The 18807-nt window shown below is 42.2% G+C and carries 22 protein-coding genes and 1 riboswitch; of the genes, 8 read left to right on the forward strand and 14 right to left on the reverse strand.

The annotated features are described in order from the left end of the window. Nucleotides 1-112 precede the first annotated feature (112 nt). Nucleotides 113-1495: a class II fumarate hydratase gene (fumC, locus tag CHI10_RS07935; protein ID WP_095243776.1), complete on the forward strand. Its 1383-nt coding sequence runs from the start codon at nt 113-115 to the stop codon at nt 1493-1495. 68 nt (nt 1496-1563) lie between these two features. Here fumC and CHI10_RS07940 read toward each other — a convergent pair whose 3' ends face one another. Then, nucleotides 1564-1782 carry an alpha/beta-type small acid-soluble spore protein gene (locus CHI10_RS07940; RefSeq protein WP_035326833.1) on the reverse strand — a complete coding sequence of 73 codons (219 nt, stop codon included), beginning with the start codon at nt 1780-1782 and terminating at the stop codon, nt 1564-1566. A 296-nt stretch (nt 1783-2078) separates the two neighbouring features. Here CHI10_RS07940 and CHI10_RS07945 point away from each other — a divergent pair, with 296 nt between their 5' ends. After that, nucleotides 2079-2321 (forward strand): hypothetical protein, encoded by a 243-nt coding sequence (locus tag CHI10_RS07945; protein ID WP_095243778.1) that lies wholly within the window; start codon nt 2079-2081, stop codon nt 2319-2321. Nucleotides 2322-2411: 90 nt separating this feature from the next. Here CHI10_RS07945 and CHI10_RS07950 read toward each other — a convergent pair whose 3' ends face one another. Further along, the gene (locus CHI10_RS07950) at nt 2412-3521 is read right to left on the reverse strand and encodes an ABC transporter ATP-binding protein (protein WP_095243779.1); all 1110 of its coding nucleotides are present in this window, start codon (nt 3519-3521) and stop codon (nt 2412-2414) included. Between the two features lie 115 nt (nt 3522-3636). Next, nucleotides 3637-4530 (reverse strand): PucR family transcriptional regulator, encoded by an 894-nt coding sequence (locus CHI10_RS07955; protein ID WP_095243781.1) that lies wholly within the window; start codon nt 4528-4530, stop codon nt 3637-3639. A gap of 128 nt (nt 4531-4658) precedes the next feature. On the opposite strand from CHI10_RS07955, the gene CHI10_RS07960 reads away from it, so the two are divergent. Further along, nucleotides 4659-4919: a metal-sensitive transcriptional regulator gene (locus CHI10_RS07960; RefSeq protein ID WP_076262472.1), complete on the forward strand. Its 261-nt coding sequence runs from the start codon at nt 4659-4661 to the stop codon at nt 4917-4919. Between the two features lie 42 nt (nt 4920-4961). Here CHI10_RS07960 and CHI10_RS07965 read toward each other — a convergent pair whose 3' ends face one another. Together CHI10_RS07965 and CHI10_RS07970 are read right to left on the reverse strand one after the other, a co-directional pair. After that, a complete protein-coding gene (locus CHI10_RS07965) occupies nt 4962-5147 on the reverse strand; it encodes a hypothetical protein (protein ID WP_095243784.1) in 186 nt (61 codons plus the stop codon). 91 nt (nt 5148-5238) lie between these two features. Further along, nucleotides 5239-5445, reverse strand: coding sequence for a YheE family protein (locus CHI10_RS07970; RefSeq protein ID WP_095243786.1), 207 nt, complete (start codon nt 5443-5445; stop codon nt 5239-5241). Nucleotides 5446-5544: 99 nt separating this feature from the next. On the opposite strand from CHI10_RS07970, the gene CHI10_RS22280 reads away from it, so the two are divergent. Beyond that, the gene (locus tag CHI10_RS22280; protein WP_179288977.1) at nt 5545-5715 is read left to right on the forward strand and encodes a hypothetical protein; all 171 of its coding nucleotides are present in this window, start codon (nt 5545-5547) and stop codon (nt 5713-5715) included. Nucleotides 5716-5794: 79 nt separating this feature from the next. Here the strand turns inward: CHI10_RS22280 and CHI10_RS07975 are convergent, their stop codons facing one another. The 4 genes from CHI10_RS07975 to CHI10_RS07990 are packed head-to-tail and all read right to left on the reverse strand — an operon-like array spanning nt 5795 to nt 10781. Then, complete coding sequence (locus CHI10_RS07975; protein ID WP_286137242.1) at nt 5795-6964, reverse strand: YheC/YheD family endospore coat-associated protein; 1170 nt, start codon at nt 6962-6964, stop codon at nt 5795-5797. Continuing rightward, nucleotides 6961-8325, reverse strand: coding sequence for a YheC/YheD family endospore coat-associated protein (locus CHI10_RS07980; RefSeq protein ID WP_095243788.1), 1365 nt, complete (start codon nt 8323-8325; stop codon nt 6961-6963). Before CHI10_RS07980 ends, CHI10_RS07975 begins: the two co-directional genes overlap by 4 nt. Beyond that, the gene (locus tag CHI10_RS07985; RefSeq protein ID WP_095243790.1) at nt 8303-9406 is read right to left on the reverse strand and encodes a YheC/YheD family endospore coat-associated protein; all 1104 of its coding nucleotides are present in this window, start codon (nt 9404-9406) and stop codon (nt 8303-8305) included. The genes CHI10_RS07980 and CHI10_RS07985 overlap by 23 nt, the downstream gene beginning before the upstream one ends. Next, nucleotides 9366-10781, reverse strand: a complete 1416-nt coding sequence (locus CHI10_RS07990; protein WP_095243792.1) for a YheC/YheD family endospore coat-associated protein — start codon at nt 10779-10781, stop codon at nt 9366-9368. Before CHI10_RS07990 ends, CHI10_RS07985 begins: the two co-directional genes overlap by 41 nt. Nucleotides 10782-11008: 227 nt before the next feature. On the opposite strand from CHI10_RS07990, the gene CHI10_RS07995 reads away from it, so the two are divergent. From CHI10_RS07995 to CHI10_RS08005, 3 genes are all read left to right on the forward strand, one after another. Beyond that, nucleotides 11009-12148, forward strand: a complete 1140-nt coding sequence (locus CHI10_RS07995; RefSeq protein WP_095243794.1) for a DUF445 domain-containing protein — start codon at nt 11009-11011, stop codon at nt 12146-12148. A 106-nt stretch (nt 12149-12254) separates the two neighbouring features. Continuing rightward, nucleotides 12255-12605, forward strand: coding sequence for a YlbF/YmcA family competence regulator (locus CHI10_RS08000; RefSeq protein ID WP_076262456.1), 351 nt, complete (start codon nt 12255-12257; stop codon nt 12603-12605). A gap of 128 nt (nt 12606-12733) precedes the next feature. Then, complete coding sequence (locus CHI10_RS08005) at nt 12734-13258, forward strand: D-glycero-alpha-D-manno-heptose-1,7-bisphosphate 7-phosphatase (protein WP_095243796.1); 525 nt, start codon at nt 12734-12736, stop codon at nt 13256-13258. A 66-nt stretch (nt 13259-13324) separates the two neighbouring features. Here the strand turns inward: CHI10_RS08005 and CHI10_RS08010 are convergent, their stop codons facing one another. From CHI10_RS08010 to CHI10_RS08030, 5 genes are all read right to left on the reverse strand, one after another. Further along, a complete protein-coding gene (locus CHI10_RS08010; RefSeq protein WP_009331452.1) occupies nt 13325-13525 on the reverse strand; it encodes an alpha/beta-type small acid-soluble spore protein in 201 nt (66 codons plus the stop codon). Between the two features lie 159 nt (nt 13526-13684). Then, nucleotides 13685-14464: an energy-coupling factor transporter transmembrane component T family protein gene (locus CHI10_RS08015; protein ID WP_095243798.1), complete on the reverse strand. Its 780-nt coding sequence runs from the start codon at nt 14462-14464 to the stop codon at nt 13685-13687. Beyond that, the gene (locus CHI10_RS08020) at nt 14451-16151 is read right to left on the reverse strand and encodes an ABC transporter ATP-binding protein (protein WP_095243800.1); all 1701 of its coding nucleotides are present in this window, start codon (nt 16149-16151) and stop codon (nt 14451-14453) included. Before CHI10_RS08020 ends, CHI10_RS08015 begins: the two co-directional genes overlap by 14 nt. Further along, nucleotides 16135-16731 (reverse strand): ECF transporter S component, encoded by a 597-nt coding sequence (locus CHI10_RS08025; RefSeq protein ID WP_095243802.1) that lies wholly within the window; start codon nt 16729-16731, stop codon nt 16135-16137. Before CHI10_RS08025 ends, CHI10_RS08020 begins: the two co-directional genes overlap by 17 nt. 1 nt (nt 16732) lies before the next feature. Beyond that, nucleotides 16733-17338 carry a YkoF family thiamine/hydroxymethylpyrimidine-binding protein gene (locus CHI10_RS08030; RefSeq protein WP_095243804.1) on the reverse strand — a complete coding sequence of 202 codons (606 nt, stop codon included), beginning with the start codon at nt 17336-17338 and terminating at the stop codon, nt 16733-16735. A gap of 86 nt (nt 17339-17424) precedes the next feature. After that, nucleotides 17425-17526, reverse strand: a riboswitch (TPP riboswitch). A gap of 217 nt (nt 17527-17743) precedes the next feature. Between CHI10_RS08030 and CHI10_RS08035 the strand changes: the two genes are divergently transcribed. Next, a complete protein-coding gene (locus CHI10_RS08035) occupies nt 17744-18610 on the forward strand; it encodes a Cof-type HAD-IIB family hydrolase (RefSeq protein ID WP_095243806.1) in 867 nt (288 codons plus the stop codon). Nucleotides 18611-18807 lie beyond the last annotated feature (197 nt).

The following is an 18807-nucleotide window of genomic DNA, read 5'->3' on the forward strand; positions in this document are numbered from 1 at the left end:
AATACCCCCACTGATTGAAGTTTCACTTTATATCGTTTTTTATCATTAAATTTAGAAAATAAGGGAAAAGATTAAAAAGGAATCATAGTAATCATTTAAGGAGGAATGACAGTTGGCTGATTTTAGGATTGAAAAAGATACTCTTGGTGAAGTGAAGGTGCCCGCTGATAAATACTGGGGAGCCCAGACACAGCGGAGCAAGGATAACTTTAAAATCGGAATTGAAAAGATGCCGATGGAAGTGATTTATGCATTTGCCAAGGTAAAGCGTTCTGCTGCAGTAGTCAACAACAGGCTTGGGAAGCTTTCCCATGACAAAATGGAAGCTATCACAGGAGCTTGCGATGAAGTCCTAAATCATAAGTTTGACAGCCACTTTCCTCTGGCTGTATGGCAGACAGGGAGCGGCACACAATCAAATATGAATGTAAACGAGGTTGTCGCTAAAAGGGCGAATGAATTGCTGGCTGAGAAGGGGATTCGGGATAGTCAAGTGCATCCAAATGATGATGTCAATATGTCTCAAAGCTCTAATGATACGTTTCCGACTGCCATGCATATCGCAGCTTATACGGCGGCCGAACAAAAGCTGCTTCCGGCATTGAAGGAATTAATAAGGACAGTTAAATCGAAAGAAGAGGCATTCAAATCAATCGTCAAAATAGGCAGGACCCATTTACAGGATGCAACACCTCTTACATTGGGTCAGGAAATCAGCGGCTGGCGTGCCATGCTTGAAAAGAATGAAAGAATGCTGATGGACGCAAAGCAGTATCTGCTTGACTTAGCCATTGGCGGTACAGCAGTCGGAACGGGCATTAATGCAGAGAAATCATTTGGACCTGAAATGGCAAACGAAATATCCAGACTTACAGGCTATACATTCCGTTCGTCTGACAATAAATTTCAGGCACTGACCAGCCATAATGAAATTGTCCATTTTCATGGAACATTGAAGGGTCTGGCAGCAGATTTGATGAAAATAGCCAACGATGTCCGATGGCTTTCAAGCGGGCCGCGCAGCGGAATTGGGGAATTATCGATCCCGGCAAATGAACCAGGCAGTTCAATCATGCCCGGTAAAGTAAATCCGACACAAAGCGAAGCCCTTACGATGGTGGTTTGCCAGGTCTTTGGAAATGATGCCTCGATTGGATTCGCTGCAAGTCAGGGGAACTTTGAATTGAATGTGTTCAAGCCTGTTATAATCTATAATCTTCTTCAAAGCATAAGTATTCTAGGGGATGGAATGGCCTCTTTTAATGAAAAATGCATGATGGGATTGGAGGCTAATAAAGAAGTGATTAATGGACATGTTGAGAGATCACTAATGCTTGTTACGGCACTCAATCCGCATATTGGCTATGAAAAGGCAGCGGAAATTGCCAAACTCGCATTCAGGGAGAATACAACCCTGAAAGAAGCAGCCTTAAAAACAGGGTATATTACGGAAGAACAATATGAGAATTGGGTTGTGCCCGAAAAGATGGTCTAAATATAAAATGGCCCCCCTTTCAAGAAGGAGGGCCAAAGCCATATTTATTCAATTGTTATTTTGCTTTATTAGAAAGAACCGCCGCCAAGCTGTTGTTCTGCCATTTGTACAAGGCGTTTTGTGATTTCTCCCCCAACAGATCCGTTAGCGCGGGAAGTGGTTTCTGCACCAAGGTTTACACCAAATTCAGTAGCGATTTCGTACTTCATTTGATCAAGTGCTTGAGCTACTCCTGGTACTAGTAATTGGTTTGAGGAATTGCTTCTGCTAGATGATTGGTTGTTCATGTGATTTCCTCCTCGAAATATTAGTGTATTGGTTTTTGGTTGGGTTAGCTGGAATTGCACCAGCGCAAGGATTATATCCTGCTCCACTGCCTGGCGTAACCCATCGTTTCTTAGTGCGGGTGCTTGATGCCGCTGTGTTTACTCTCTATTATGTTTGATTTATAAAAGTTTATTCTTTCAGATAATCGGGAATTTTTTCCTGAGAAAACCCTCTGATTAAGAGACTTACATAAGGAAATCTAAACAGACAAATCATAATTAATATCAGCAAAGAAAACGAAAGTGAGAGGATTGGAATGGCTATTTGCCCAGTCTGCAACGGCTTTGAGAAAATTGAAGCAGCATGCAGCTCCTGCGGAAGCAGGATGGAGGACAGTGGAAGAGTAATGGATTTTTACGATGATTATAGTGCCTATATGCCAATTGACCAGATGAAAATGGAAGATGGCTATCCCCTGGATTATCAGCAGGAGGAATGTCCCCATTTGCTGAAGTGTCCATCATGCGGCAATGATTCGGTGAAATTTATCAAAGAGTAGAACGAAAATAGATGGCTGCAGCACCTGGTGACGGCGTGGCAGAGGCTGACAGTATTAAAAAGCCCCGTCAGCTTTGACGGGGCTTCAATGTTATTCTTTTTCAGAACGGATTCTTCTTTCATGGTCTGCATCAAAGAAGTGTGCTTTGTTCATATCGAAAGCCAGTTCAAGGTTTTGGCCTGGATTAATATCTGTGCGGGAATCCACGCGCGCAACGAAATCCTGGCCTTCGATGCTTGAGTAAATCATAGTTTCAGCACCAGTCAGCTCGGAAACGTCGATGCGGGTATTGATTTTTGAACCGGCAGATGCATCAATAAATACCGGCTCATCGTGAATATCTTCCGGGCGAATGCCAAGGATAATGTTCTTGCCCGTATATCCCTGTTCACGAAGGACCTTCATTTTACCTTCCGGCACAGCAATCTGAGTTTTGCCAATAATAAATTTGCCGTCTTCAAGCGTTCCGTTAAAGAAGTTCATGGCAGGTGAACCGATAAATCCGCCTACAAATACGTTTTCAGGCTTTTCATATACTTCTTTTGGTGCACCAACCTGCTGGATCACTCCATCCTTCATAACAACAAGGCGGGTAGCCATTGTCATGGCCTCTGTCTGGTCATGTGTTACATAGATAGTAGTTGTTTGAAGACGCTGATGAAGCTTGGCAATTTCTGCACGCATTTGAACACGAAGCTTTGCATCAAGGTTTGATAAAGGCTCGTCCATGAGGAATACCTTTGCATCACGGACAATCGCACGGCCTAGAGCTACACGCTGGCGCTGTCCGCCTGACAATGCTTTTGGCTTGCGGTCAAGGTAAGGCTCCAGCCCCAGAATTTTTGCTGCCTCTTTTACACGGCGGTCGATTTCATCTTTTGGAAACTTGCGAAGCTTAAGTCCGAAAGCCATGTTATCGTACACGGACATATGCGGATAAAGTGCATAGTTCTGGAAAACCATTGCAATATCTCGATCTTTTGGAGGAACATCGTTTACACGCTTCTCATCGATATAGAAGTCGCCTTTTGAAATTTCCTCAAGACCTGCAATCATACGGAGAGTTGTGGATTTACCGCAGCCGGAAGGACCGACAAAAACAATAAATTCCTTATCTTTAATATGAAGGTTGAAATCTTCTACAGCTGTTACTTTATTATCATAAATTTTATAAATATTATCGAGTTTTAATTCTGCCATCAGGGTAACCTCCCAATAATCTTTTTCTTAATTACAGTTTAATGGATACGGGGGTTTTCCCATATGGCCAAACTGCACAAAAATACTGAAAGCGTTTTTATGCAATGTGCTCAAGTCAGGTTTGCTCAATCAGCAAACACGCTAAATAAACAGTCAGCGCGCTGTTAAAGTCCTTCAGTTGAATGCCGGTCTTCTCTGTGAACTTATCAAGCCTGTATTGCAGAGTGTTCCGGTGAATATACAACTTTTTCGCCGTTAATGAAGCGTTGGAGCTGTTTTGTAAAAACACTTTTATGGTGTGCAGGAGTTCAGGGTCTTCTTCGAGTAAAGAAAGGCGTGAAAGCAGGCTCTTTTTTAAAAATGGATCCAGCTGCCCGGTGATAAGAGAGGGGAAGAGCTTTTCAAAATTCAGCACTCTTTCAGCGGGAATCAATGAGGAAGCCTGCTCGAATAGAAGCTGTTCCTCTTTAAAAATCTTGTGTAATTGTGTTCCCGCCTTATTCGGAATGCCAATGTAAAAGGCTGTTTTCACAAAAAAATCACTTTCTAAAGCATTGGAAACAGCAAGGAACTCTTCTTCTGCAAGAGAGTCTTTACTCTCTTCAATGATGACCCCTGTGGCTTTCCCGTTCCATAAAATCGTTATGTCCTTTTCAAAAAAACCTCTAAAAGCAGCTTCCATATCCTCACGTACCCATTCGCCCTCAGACACTTTGAATTGAACCAGCCTGTATGGAACATCTTTTGCAAATGAAGGATGATCCCCATTTGAAAATAAGTATTGAAACCAGGCTTGGGCAGCAGGGGCAAGGTGAATGGAACTGTCATGGAATTCAAACAAAGTTTTCAATACCATCAGACTATCTGCAGATACCTCTTGAACTGGAATACCAAGCCATTGGCCTGACTCCTCATGATGAAACCAGTACAAATCAGAATTATAGCTAAAATCAGGTTTTATAAATTGAAGTTGAGAGCCCGGATACCGGTCATGTAATTTGTTTAACATATCTTTACCCTTTGGTTTGATAAATTTTTGTGTTTCTTATATTATAGCAGTTATAATTTAATTGAAAAAATTAACTTAATCTGTGAATGTTTCTATAAAGGGAATTGAGAGTGTGAGGAGTGAGACTCATGGAATATACACCTGAAATGAAAAACCGCTTGAAAAGGCTGGAAGGCCAGGTGCGGGGTGTGATCCGAATGATGGAAGAAGAAAAACACTGCAAGGATGTTGTTACACAATTATCTGCTGTCCGTTCTGCAGTTGACCGTGCAATGGGATATATTGTAGCTAAAAACCTGGAGACATGCATCCGTGAAGCAAATGATGAAGGCAAAAATGCGGAAGATGCAATCCAGGAAGCTGTGAACATGATTGTGAAAAGCAGATAACCAGAAAAGCGGAAGGCACCTGAATTCAGGTGCCTTTTATTTTTACTCAGCCTCATATGGAGGTTCTTCCTCATTCAGTTCCCTGGCTTGTTCGATATTAACATCATCGCCGCGCCCGTGGACGGAGCCTCCGGAAAGACCCTCGTTAATGATCCTGTCTATATCCATATAAGCTTTATCCCTGCCTTCATACTGGACGTCGTCAGAAACCTTGCGTTTTTTATCCATGTGACAATCGCTCCTTTTAAGTGTAATATCCTGGCGGGATTATTTTCCCAAAAGAGCTTTATCGTCATGCATGAATACTCTAATCTTTTTCTTATTCATACACATGAAACAACATCAATTCGTGAATCTGGGATTTCAGGTCCTCCTCTTGTCCGGCAGGATCTCCGGATGTCCATTCAATTTTTCCGTCAGGATGATAGATGCCGGTCATTTTTTGCTTTTTGAAGTAAAAAGAAAATGTCCATCCCGGCAATTGTTTGTTTTCATATAAAGGTTTGAATTGAAAGTGTGTCAGCATTAGGATTCCTCCAGATGTTGTAATATTCCGTTTAACGTTCCTGAAAAAGGGAATGGAACAGATGTAGAAACATTTTAACATTAAAAGGAGGCAAAAAGGATGAAAAGAAATAACAAATTTATGATGTCAGCCATGGCCCTTGGAGCAGCTTATTTAATGAGAAACCCGGAGTCACGTGAAAAGCTTAAAGACCAGTTTAAATCTTTCGCCGGAAGTGCCTCTAAAAAAAATAGGATTAAGACAGCGAAAAGCCCTGTAACGACTTATTAATTCTTTGTCAGGGACACTTGTAAGAATCGCATAAAAATAGCCGTGCACCCACAGCGTGTACGGCTATTTTTATGCGATTCTAGAACCCGGACAACGAGATAAATAAGCGGGTCAGTTCTTCAATTCTTTTTCCTTCTATCCAAATTTCATCAAAACTCATCGGCTTTGAATTTATTTCATAAATCACATAGTTGCCCTGATCAGTTAATCCGGCATCAATAGAGTATTCACCATGAAAACCTTTCGTTTTCTCAAGAAGTTTTCCTGCCTCCGATGCTGCAGTATGAATAAACGCATCATGTTCTTTTGTGCGGACACTTTCATATGGAATCATTACCCCTCCATTGGGGATGTGCGTTGTAATGTCCTGTTCCTGAGACTGCCTGATGCCAATCCCTGTAACCGAATAGCTGCCTCCGCTGAAATGGGCTAAGATTCTAAAATCAAATCGCTTGCCTTCGATTTTGGCAGGGCTGATCGCTTTCTGTGCTAAATAAGGTTTATCCATCAGGTGAGTGTCCCATTGGAGCCAGAAATGTTCAAAATCAGCGTAACTGAATGAATCGTGCAGACCGTTTAATGTGATGCTTTTTCCCAGCCGGATTAATTGGTATATTCCTTTGCCTTTGGACCCGTTTGCCGGCTTTAAGTAGATGGTATTATATTTGTGGATAAGATCCTTCAGAGCCTTTGGCCCGGTGACAAGAATGGTTTCAGGAATATAATCCTGCAGGGGCGGATGGTCTTTTAACAGCTGATAAACGTCGAATTTATCCAGAAAGCCCGGATTGAAAAATGGAATAGCCTGCTCCTTAAAAAAACGGCTTGCTTTATGAAACGCTTCTGTTTTTTCTGTTTTCCGGAATGGCACCCTGTTGTAGACAAGATGCGGGAGAGGGCACCTGGCTTCAATCCACTTATCCTGCCGGGGAATATAAATATAGCCGTTCACGGAATGATCCTTCAGGTCATCTGGAGTAAATACAAAGGAAACCCCGCTCTTTTGCAGTATGCTATTCTGGAGGGCCTTAAATAAAGGACCATTGCCGGCAATAGCCTGATCCTTTCCTTTTCCGGTAAGAATCCCAATCACCGGTCCCGCATTACCGTTCCGCAAGGATAATGAAAAGGAAAGCGAATCTTGTGCCGCCTGCGGGTTAATAATGCTTAAAGGGTGTTGACTGCTTCCAAGGGTACAACTGATGCTGCCGAACCAGGTCCTGCTGGCCCGGTCATAATAAACCTTCATCTCACAATTTCCTGGGGCTTCATAATAGAGGCTTCGGCAAGGAAAACGGCGAATGAAAGTGATAGCTTGCGGGTAAGAAAGTCGAACTCTCTGAGCTGAGGGTGTTTGAAAATGGATCTTCCGGGCTTTGAATTTGCTTCAAACAGCCACACATGGCCATTGCGGTCCAACCCAAAGTCAAAGCCAATTTCACCGATAATACCTTCCATGTTCCATTCCAGTGCCTTGCTGATATGAAGTGCCGCCTCACTTAACTTCGCCATTGCCTCTGTTTTTTCAGCATCCGATTCAAATACTTCTTCAAGGATTTTGATTTCGCCTCCGCTTTTTACATGAGTTGTAACACTGCCGGGTCCCGCCATTTTTGCAGCTGCAGCGGTTACTTTCCATTCCCCATTCTCATCTTTATTGGTATGAACCCTGAAATCAATTGCTCTCTGTTCATGACGGAGCAAATGAATTCCCTGCTGTACAAGCATCCGGCTTAAACTTCGTCCTGCGAAAACATTCCGCATTAAATTTTCCAAAGTGCTAAACCTTCTCAGCCGATTTTCGTCCCTCACTCTATATCGGCAATAATAATACCCATCCCTCTTATCATAAATAATTTGATGGATCCCAAGCCCAAGGCTTCCATTAATAGGTTTCAGGAAAACATGGCCATAATCAGCCAGCATTCTTTCAATTACAGAAAAAGAAGAAAAAGGGTGGGTTTCAGGCAGGTAATGACTAATATCATCATCGTTCTGCAGTCTTTCATAAACATCTAATTTATTAAAGAAACCAGGGTTATACCAGGGAATCGAATAGTCTTTCTGAAGGCGGGCGCGAACTTCCTTCAGCTCATTCCTTCTTTCGCTTCTTCGGTTGGGAAGCCGATCATAAACAACATTTGGAAAAGGGACTTCAAAGGTTTCCCAGCCTTCCTCATGATAAAAAAGCCCGTGGATGGTTTCTTTTTCCCAGTTGATTTGCTGGTCACCGAATAAAAACGGAATGGCACCAACCGTTTTTTTGACCGAAAGCAGTTTGGCAAAAAATAGGGTCCGATCCCCAACCGGCCTTAAAGGAAAAGAGGTGAATCCTGATGTGAAGATACCTACGAGCGGGCCGAGGTACAGAGTACCCTTATTGGCAAATGCATGCAGAGGAATCTTGAGATCAGGGAAATGCAGTGCTTCTGCAATATCTTTACTTATGATGATGGAGTTCTTCTTTGTTTTCTGGAGTAAAAAAGAAGAATCTGTTGAATGAGTGCCAAATGCCAGTTTAGTCAAATGAGTATGAAGGTTCAGCTCATTTGGAATATATACTGTTTTGGAGGCGGAATCGGAAATTTCAATTTGATATTGTTTTCTCATGATTCGTTCTCCTTTCCAATTCCTTATTGGCTGCCAGGGATTTGGCATAGAGAAGGGGAGCGGTATATAACTCTTCCTCCTTCTCAGGCTGACTGTTTAGGATGGTTTTCCTTCCTGGCTTTGAGTTAATATCCAGTATCCAAATAGAGCCGTTAGTTTCCACTCCGATATCGATTCCCATCTCAAATAGAGGGGGAAGCTTTCGTTCAAGGGCAGCAGGAAGTGTATCGATAATGTCATAAAGCTCATCGGAAAGAAAACTTCTTAAAGAAGGCGGGTATTGAGTGATCCATTCCTCAAAAGAAATATTGCTGCCGCCAGCGCTTAAGTTGGAGACGATGCCTCCTTCTCTTCCTGTGCGAATGCCCCGGCCCAGCTCCTTCCAGGCACCATTCCTGTCCTTTTGAAGCAATATTCTTATATCAAAGGGCTGACCGTCCTTGTTTGATAGATTCACATATGGCTGGATGAGGTATTGCTGTTTTGCGGTCAATGTATTCAGCCATCGGGCTGCCTTTTCTTCAGTTTCAAAGCTGCGTGAAACCTGGGCATTCCTTTTATCTGTTTTGACAAGAATATCTTTGCCCGTTTTCTCAAAATAATAGATTCCATTTCCCTGTGACCCGCTTGCCGGTTTTAAAATGCAGGGCTGATCAGGAATGAGGCTGTTTATGAAAATGTCTGCTCCGGTAAATCGAGCCGTTTTCAGCAAATAAGGTGATATGTTTGAGCAGGAGAGAACTTCATATAATTCAAGCTTATTAGGTAATCCGTAGCCTAGGAATTGGATGTCACTTCTTGCCTTTAGCCAATTTACGATGGATACACATTGTTTCGAGTGGGAGTCATTTCTGTAAAAACAGCGATCATAAAGAATCTCCGGCACTGGAAATTCTGCCGGCTCCCATTTTCCTGAAGAGGGGTTATAGGAATCACCTGCAATCCTTTCTGAAACAGGATTGATATCTGTAGGCACAAACCTGAAACAATTAATGTTATATTCATTAGCTCTCTTCGCCAATTCCGTAAAGTATGGCTGTTCACTCCGTTTGTTTAATGTCATGATTCCGAATGAAAGCATTTTGTAGTCCTCCTTTTTGGATAAATGATAAAGCCGTAGCATATTCGATCAGTGCCTTGGCAGAGGGTCTTACTCTTTTTTCTTTATCTTCGAAGTTCTTGGAGGGTTTAGAATTCACTTCAATGATCCAAAGCTTCCCATTAGTGTCCAGTCCAATATCAATCCCTAGTTCTCCAACAAGGCCTTCGCATTTCTGGCTGATGATTGATGCTGTTTCAACTGCAAGCTCCTTCAGTAATGCCAGCTGCTGAACCGCTGTTTTCTGATCAGAGTGCATCGTGAAAATTCTTAGAGGCTTCATAATTTCCCCGCCTCTTGCAATATTGGAAACAAATTGCTGCTCGGCAGAAATCCTTGCCACTGCAGAAGTGGCCCTCCAGATATCCTGAAAGTTTTTATGGCAGAGCACGCGGAAATCAAGCTGCCTGTTCTTATAAGTTTGCAGAGGTACGGCCTGCTGTGCCAGAAAAATCGTTTTCTTTTGGTACTGCTTAAACCATTGTGCAAAACGGTCATAATTTTTGAATGTGAGCGTATTTTCCCTGCCGTTTCCGGTCGATACTTCTGTCATGATTTCTTCGCCTTGTATACTCAATCTGATAATATTCCGTCCCTGGCTGCCATGTATGGGTTTAAGGAATATTAATCTGTGTCTGGCCAGCATTTCCCTGATGGTTTGTTCATCTGCAATGACTGTATCAGGCAGATAGGGATGCATATGATCCTCAGAAAAGAGGAGGTTATGAACTTCCTTCTTCGATAAAAAACGGTCATTAAACATTGGAATGTTATAGTTTATCATGCTATTTTTAAATGATTGAAAAGCAGTACTTGCTTCAAGCATCCGGGAGTGGATCCGGTTATAAATTACACTTGGCAAAGGAACGGGACGTTTTATCCATTTTCCCTCACGCAGGCAGTATCCCTGCAGCTTTCCTTCAATACAGTCGCGAAAATGAAATACATAAAAGTATCCGTGCTGGCCGGAAACAACCTCATGTAATTCTTCACAAAAAGAATGAATAGAGCGGAAGTCAGGCTCTTCGCCACTTTCATTAAAATCCGTCATCAGTCCAATAACCGGCCCGGCAGTAATAGTAAAGTCCTTTCTGGAGTAACTGGCGGCAAAATGGAGATGTTCCATTGGCAGGCAGCATACCTGAAAAAGCCCTTCACAGAACATAATTTCATCTTTCGTAATGTTTGCTCCTTCAATGGTTACCTGAATGGCATGCTTGCCAATCCGCAGCAAATGGGGCATTTGCAGATCAATATTCCAGTAATGTACGAGAGAATGGCTAAGTTGAATGCGAAACTGATTTTCCTGAAACATTTTTACCGGAACAATCGTAATAGGCAATAAAGAAACTGTCATGATCATTCCTCATTTGCTTATCTTTATTTGAGCCTACTCTGAACAACCTCATGCAATTTGCAAATTGAATGCTGAATTTATTCCGCAGAATGTGCAAAACTCCCATTGATGAAGTTTTCACTGTATAATGAAAAAATAGGCAAAAGCTGATACCATATCGTATGTTCTGGGCAATTAAATGGTGCGTCAAGAGAGGCGCCTGTAACTTAAGGAAGGTAGAGATATCTATGGAAATTGCAATGACAATAATTTTAATGATGATAATTGGGGCTCTCATTGGCGGGTTTACTAACTACCTGGCTATTAAAATGCTCTTTAAACCTTATAATGCCGTTTACATAGGTAAATGGAAGGTTCCATTTACCCCTGGGCTGATTCCTAAACGAAGAGATGAAATGGCAGATCAGATGGGAAAGCTGGTTGTTAATCATCTTCTTACACCGGAAAGCATCAAGAAAAAGTTCATCAATGATAAATTTCAGCGTGATATGACCGGGATTGTTCAGAAAGAGATGGAAACTATCCTGCAATCAGAAAAATCAGCAGAGGACATTCTTGCAGCGTTTGGAATCACGGATGGCCAATCTAAAACGGAGAACCGCATAAATTTATTAATTGAGCAAAAATATGAAAAAATTATAAGTGAATATCGAGGCCTGCCTCTTAAAGATGTTATTCCTCAGGGCCTTTTGGATAAAGCGGATGAGAAAATTCCGGCTATCAGTTCAATGATCCTTCAAAAGGGGGTTGATTATTTCTCCAGTATTGAAGGCAAAATGAGGATCCAAAGAATGGCTGATGATTTTGTTCGTGAACGCAGCGGCGTGCTCAGCAATATGCTGCAGATGTTCATGGGGAACATCAATCTTGCGGATAAAATTCAGCCGGAAATCATTAGGTTTTTAAGTAATGAGGGTACGGCCGACCTGATTACAACGCTTTTACAAAAAGAGTGGCACAAAATCCTTGAGATGGAAGCTGCAGTTATTGAAGAGCAGCTCGAAAAGGAACAGATTCTTTCAGTATTAAAGAATATTGCACACAGAGTCATTAATTTGGAGAATGTATTTAAAAAGCCTATCTCATCTTTTATGGACCCTTATAGGACAGTACTGATAGAAGAGCTGGCTCCTAAAAGTGTTCAGATGCTTTCTGATTGGCTTTCAGGAAAGACAGAAATGGTTATGGAACGGCTTCGTCTGGCAGAAATTGTCCGGGAACAGGTCAGCAATTTTTCGGTTGAAAGATTAGAAGATATGGTCTTTTCCATCATCAAAAGCGAGTTAGCCATGATTACAAATTTAGGTTTCCTGCTTGGGGGTATTATTGGTCTCGTACAGGGAATCATTGCTATATTGATTAATTAAAGGGTATCGCCTCGCGTTTACTCTCATAGTTTGTTATAGTGTAGTGGATGTTCGAAACGGAAGATGAATGGTCCATTTTGAACAAGAATCGGAAGGAGTGTTTTTAATGGCAGTAAATTTATATGACTCAGCCTATGAATTAGAAAAAGCAGTGCGGGAAAGCGATGAATATAAGGCTCTAAAGCAAGCATATGATGATGTGAATGCAGATCCGTCTGCAAAAGCAATGTTTGATAACTTCCGCAAAATCCAGATGGAACTTCAGCAAAAACAAATGATGGGCCAGGATATTACACAGGAAGAAGTAGAACAGGCTCAAAAGACAGTCGCGCTTGTACAGCAGCACGCCCAGATCTCAAAGCTTATGGAAGCAGAACAGCGCATGAGCATGATGATTGCAGAAATGAACAAAATCATCATGAAGCCTCTTGAAGACCTTTATGGTGCAGCTGAATAATACCATGAGAAAACTCCCGGAAATTGGTCCGGGAGTTTTTTATACGAAAAAAGCATCTTCCGATATTAAACTGAACAAGGTTTGGGTACCTTTATGATAGATATCCATTTAATGAAAGGGGCAGCACATTGAAAAAAGCCATTTTTTTGGACCGGGACGGCGTTTTGAATGAGGTTCTATCAGACAGGGTAAAATTCGTTAACAAGCCTGAGCAGTTATATTTACTGGAAGGGGCTGCAGAAGCTGTGGCAGAACTGACCAAAGCCGGTTATGAAATTTTCGTTGTGACCAATCAGGGCGGCGTGGGACTCGGTTATTTGAAAGAAAGGGAGCTAAAGAGAATCCATGAAAGACTGCAGGAGCTTGTTGCAGAAAAAGGCGGACATATTAAAGAGGTCGCCTATTGCCCTCATAAGCCGAAAGCAGGCTGTGCATGCCGCAAGCCAAATGCTGGCATGCTGATGGGTTTGGCAGAAAGGCACCAGCTGGATCTGACTAACAGCATTATGGTAGGCGATCACGAGCGCGACATTGAGGCAGGTAAGAAGGCCGGCTGTAAAACGGTTTTTATCGGCTCCGATCCAACAAGTGCAGATATCCGGGCTTCATCTCTTTTTGAGGCAGTGGAAGATATATTGGATATGCTTAAATAGGGTGAAAAACCGCTTCCAGGAACGGCAGGAAGCGGCATTTTAATTTACTATGATTTCATTGCAGGACTAGCGTGCTCCGCCAAGCTGCTGCTCAGCCATTTGAACAAGGCGCTTCGTAATTTCTCCGCCTACTGATCCATTAGCTCTTGAAGATGTTTCCGGGCCAAGGTTCACACCGAATTCTGTTGCGATTTCATACTTCATTTGATCAATTGCCTGGCTGACTCCTGATACTAAAAGCTGATTAGAATTGCTGTTTCTTGCCATGTAAATCATCTCCTTGGTGTAGTTTTCTTGATTGTTACAATTATAGCTTTAGGAGAGTAAATAAGATTTATTCATAGTTATTTATGGTATTTTGTGGTATTTTGCCGATTCTGAAAATGCGGGTAAGAGTCTTTCCGCACAGAAATCAAAAATAGCCTGTTAAAGTTCGCCATTATAAATCTGCAAAAACCCGAATAGCCATGAAGTATAGGCACTGGCCAGTACTGCACCTATAAAGAAGGCAAAATAAGCCCAATCTTTCCAGGAAACCGGGATATTATGATAAAAATCCCGGTTTTTATCTCCGGTAAACCCTTTTGATTCCATTGCCATGGCTGTCCTCTCAGCTTTACGGATCGCTCCGGCAAGGAGAGGAACTGTATATCTCTTAAGCTCAGCCGCTTTATCCTGGATTGTCCTTGCTTTTGGTACTCCCCTGATCCGGTGGGCGCTTCTGATAATCTCAAACTCTTCTTTCATTAATGGCAGAAACCGGTAGCCTGCCATGATTCCATATGCAAGCTTTGGAGGGAGCCGGCATTGCTGCATTAAGCTCAGCAGAAATTCTGTCGGCTTAGTAGTTAAAATGAACAGAAGAGACAGAGAGGTAAAGCTTAAAACCCTCATTCCAAGGGAGAGTGCCCGCAAAAAGCCCTCCTCAGTCAATGTGAAGATCCCCCATGTCCATAATATGGTTTCACCTTCAATCGTTTTAGAAAAAACTAAAGCTGACCAAATATATATTGCAGCCATGAAGATAAATGGCGAGAAAAGCAGAATCCATCTTTTGAATGAAACTCTTCCAAAGATAAAGGTGGCTGCTGCTGTTATCACTAAGGTCAGAAAAGGTGTAACGGGATCAAAGATTACCGATAGAATTAACACACAGACTATCACAGTGAATGCTTTAATGCTTGGGTTGAATTCATGTAAGAGCAAGCTTCTCCCTCCCTGCAATGGACCCGATATCGTTCATGAGCTTCTCAATGTAAGGAACCTTTAGGGAAGCAATCTCCATAATCTCATCATTCTTCCATAATGCATCAGGCATACCATCGTAAATTTTCTCTCCTTCTGAAAGAACAAGCACTTTGTCCGCATAGGAATGGATGATTTCCATGTCATGCGTGATCATCAACACGGAGCCTCCACTTTGTATCTTTGTTTCCAAAAGCTTCATAAGCTCCCCGGAAGTCCTGGCATCCTGCCCAAATGTTGGCTCATCAAGGAGGAGAAGGTCCTGATCATTCACAAGCATTGATGCAACACTAAGCCGCCGCTTTTGCCCCTGACTTAAGGAAAAAGGATGCATGTCAGCACATTTGAGCAAGTCCACTTGAAGCAGAGCAGCCTGAACTGTTTTTTGAATATCGGCGTCAGGAATCTGCTGTATTTTTAGGCTGAAGGCAATTTCATCATAGACAGAATCTGCAATAAATTGGTGTTCGGGATTTTGAAAAACGCAACCTGATTTCTGTCTTAACTCTTGCTCCTTCCACTGGGAAAGGGGGCGATCATTAAAAAGAATATTGCCTTTGGATGGAGCAGATAATCCTGCCAGCAGTCTGGAAAGCGTTGTTTTTCCTGATCCATTTGAACCGGCAATTGCCACAAATTCACCTTTTTTAACAGAAAAACTAATATTTCTTAGCAAGTCCTTACCAGCTTTATTAAAGTATAGATTCTCTGCTGATAGGATGATCTGCTCTTCAGGAGCTTGGTGTTTTTTCTTCCTGTTATCTAAAATCTGAAGTGCAGCAGAGGGATTTACAAATCCAGCAATTAGCTCCCGATCAGTTAACGGAAGCTTTTCCCCGCTGTAGATCCCAGCTTTTTTTCCTGATAGGCCGGCTCTAACCGTGCTTGGCAGCCAGATGCCCTCAAGCAGAAGTTCTTCTGCATATTGATTAAAGCAATCTGCCGTGCTTCCAATAAATAAAATTTCTCCTTCCTTGTTTAGGACCACGCACCGGTCGGTCAAATCAATCCAATCATCCAGCTTGTGCTCAATGATTAGAAGGGAAATTGCCTGGTTTTCTTTAAGCTCTTTAATGATGCGTGTGAGTTCATAGCTTGAAGCCGGGTCCAGATTTGCTGTCGGTTCGTCCAAAATCAAGATATCCGGTTTTAATGACAATACACATGCCAGTGCTAGCTTTTGCTTTTGGCCCCCGGAAAGAGTGTGGATTAAGGAATGTCTATACGGCAAAAGATGAACAAGCTCTAATGCTTCATCAATCTTTCTCTCGATTTCATCATTAGGTGTTTTCATATTCTCAAGTCCAAAGGCCAGCTCATCCTCGACTGTGGTCATGCAAAATTGGCTTTCAGGGTCCTGAAATACAATGCCAATGTGCTGATTAATTTCGCCAGGACCGAATTCCGCAAGCATCTTTTCCTTGAATGAAATGGTCCCTTCCAATTCGCCATCAACGGCCTCCGGATACAATTTATTTAAGCAGAAAGCAAGTGTGCTTTTTCCCGATCCGCTTGGGCCCAATAATAGAACTGCTTCCCCTGGATAAAGGCTGAATTGCACATCTTTAAAAATAGGTTTTTCCACATCTTCATACCTGAAGGAAAGCTGTTCGGTTTTTAATATATGCCGGTTATGCTGTAATTCCATTTTCCGGTTTTCCCCTTTTCCGCTCTTTTCCAATTGGAAAGCTGTTTAATGCCCCAGTTTTCGCAAGGCTCTCACTCAGCCATTTGCCCAGCAATCCAGCCAGTAAAGCACCGCTGATCAGCCTCACAAAAAACATAGCTGTTACATAACCGGGTGAGAGGGCCGCATAGCCGGAAATGAAATAGCCCCAAATAAAACTAGTAACAGATGAGCCCATTCCGGCAGCAATTAACACCCATGTCCGGTAATTATTCCATTTTGTAGCCGCAAAAACAGCTTCCGCTCCAATCCCCTGAATCATCCCTGACAGAATCAGGCGGGGACCAACTGCGTTGCCGATCATGACTTCAATGGCTGCAGCGATGGTTTCCGATAAAAAGGCTGCTCCGGGCTTTCTGATTATGTACGCTGCGATGATTGAAACAACAAACCAAATGCCAAAAATCAAATCATAGCCAATTAAGCCGAACATTCCATATAGCACGTTGCCAAATTGCAGGAACGCCAGATATACAACTGCAAACACGACAGCAAGTACAGACAGGACAATGACCTCACGAAGCTTCCACTTTTCGAGCATTTTACTCAGCCTCCTTTTTGGATGGACTGTTGGCAGACATATTCACCGTCATAACAATATGTGTAGAATCGCTTTTCTTACAGTTTTCAAAAGCATCCTCAAGTGTTTTAAAAACAGCGTGTGCATCTCCATCCAGTCTTGAAGCATAATGAACTCCTTTAGAAAAAGTACCCCGATTCGCAGCGAGTTCGACCTGGTCCATAATGACGTTCATGTAATCAGGAATCCCCATCGGATAAAGGGCGAACTGGACAGCGACTTCCTGGCTGATTACTGCTGCTGATTCTTCATTTGCCCGTTCCTCATTTTCAGCAAGATAAGCATCGCCTGCAGTATCACCGGGACATCCATTTGAAAAAGTCCCGTTAAACACTACATGATCTCCATGCTTAACTGATTCAAGGTAAATAGCTTTGACCACATCGAAAACATGAATGGACCTGCCACGCACACAGGTGCTCACATCATCAGTTTCCATCCATACCTTGCTCGTATCCACTTCTTTTAGTGCTGATAAAATAACCTCCGCAAACCTGTCAGTCATTGGGTAAATTGAAAACCTGCACCCTGTAATTTCACTAGTCCCACATAAAAAATTTTCCTGCATTTTTCCATCCTCCTATTATTTATGAAAATAAAAAACTGCATTCCCATAGGAAATGCAGTTGAATGTTATCAATACAAATAAATGATAGCCGTTCACCTGCACTTCCCCACGCTGGTATTATCCAGATCGGGTGATAAGAGTCAGAACGGATTGTTCTTCTCAGCCAAAAAGCTCCCCTAGTGCAAAACTTGGATATGCAGTTTTTAATGACTCCATCTTAATACGGAGCAAACAAAATGTAAATGAATAATTTATCTTTTTTATATCAAATGATCTGTGAAATCAGACAGCAGCGGTTAAGCTATGAAAAAATTTCTCCATTGTCCATGTCATGTTCTAATCCAGTCCTTCCCTTCATAAAAGTGTAATAGGACAATTTTACACCGAGAATAGGGGGCAAATTGGATGATATACAGAATGCTTGCTTTAAACATAGACGGAACACTACTCCAAACAAATGGAAGACTTCATAAATCAACAAAAGAAGCGATAGAATATGTGCAGCAAAAGGGAATTTATGTAACACTTGTTACGTCCCGAAGCTTTCCATCCGCGAAAAAAGTGGCCAAAGCATTGAAAATCAATTCTTTGCTGGTCACTCACAGGGGAGCATATATTGCAGCTTCCCAGGAAAAGCCGATCTTTGTAAAAAGAATTCAGGAAGATGAAACGTTTGAAATCGTGCGCCTGCTTGAAGGCTTTACCTGTCAAATCAGGCTGGTGCACGAAAAATATTCCCTTGCCAACAAAACGAAGCTCAATACCAATATGCTTGCTAAAACTGTTTTTACAACCGGCGATCCCATTTTTTACTCCCAGCAATTTGTGGATTCATTAAGTGACACCATCTTAGACGAGCCGGTCACCCCGCCAAAAATTGAAGTGTACTTTGAAGATAAAGAAGACCTTGAGGATGCTAAGACAGCCATCTGGGGCATGTTTGAAAATGTAGAAGTCATTAAACTGAATGATCTGAGGATGGACATTGTTCCTTCAGAAGTTTCAAAGCTGAATGGGCTGCTCTATTTATGTGAACACCTTGGAATTTCCAGAAACCAAATGGTCGTAATTGGAGATTCTGAAGATGATCTGGAAATGATTGAAGCCGCCGGTCTGGGGGTGGCAATGGGTAATGCTCCGGCAGAAGTAAAAAAAGCAGCAGACTGGCTGACACGATCCAATGACCAGAGCGGCGTAAGCTACATGGTTAAAGAACATTTCCGCAAACAGCATCCAATCGACTTTCTGAAGAAAATGAATCTGCTGAAATAAATGCATGAAAGAGAGTCCGGTCAAGGCAGATCGGCTCTCTTTTTGATTTAGGGCATTGGATAAAGCGAGTCAATAGTATATTGACCTTGTTTCCCCAGTTCTGTACACTAAAAGGAGTTTGTCAACATGAATAATAAAGACTATGCAGCTGCCCGTGAGATTGAACACCGGCAGATTTATTATATTTTTTAAAAAAA

Origin of the sequence: Bacillus sp. 7894-2 (assembly GCF_002272225.1) — a bacterium.
In the GTDB taxonomy this organism is placed as follows: domain Bacteria; phylum Bacillota; class Bacilli; order Bacillales; family Cytobacillaceae; genus Cytobacillus.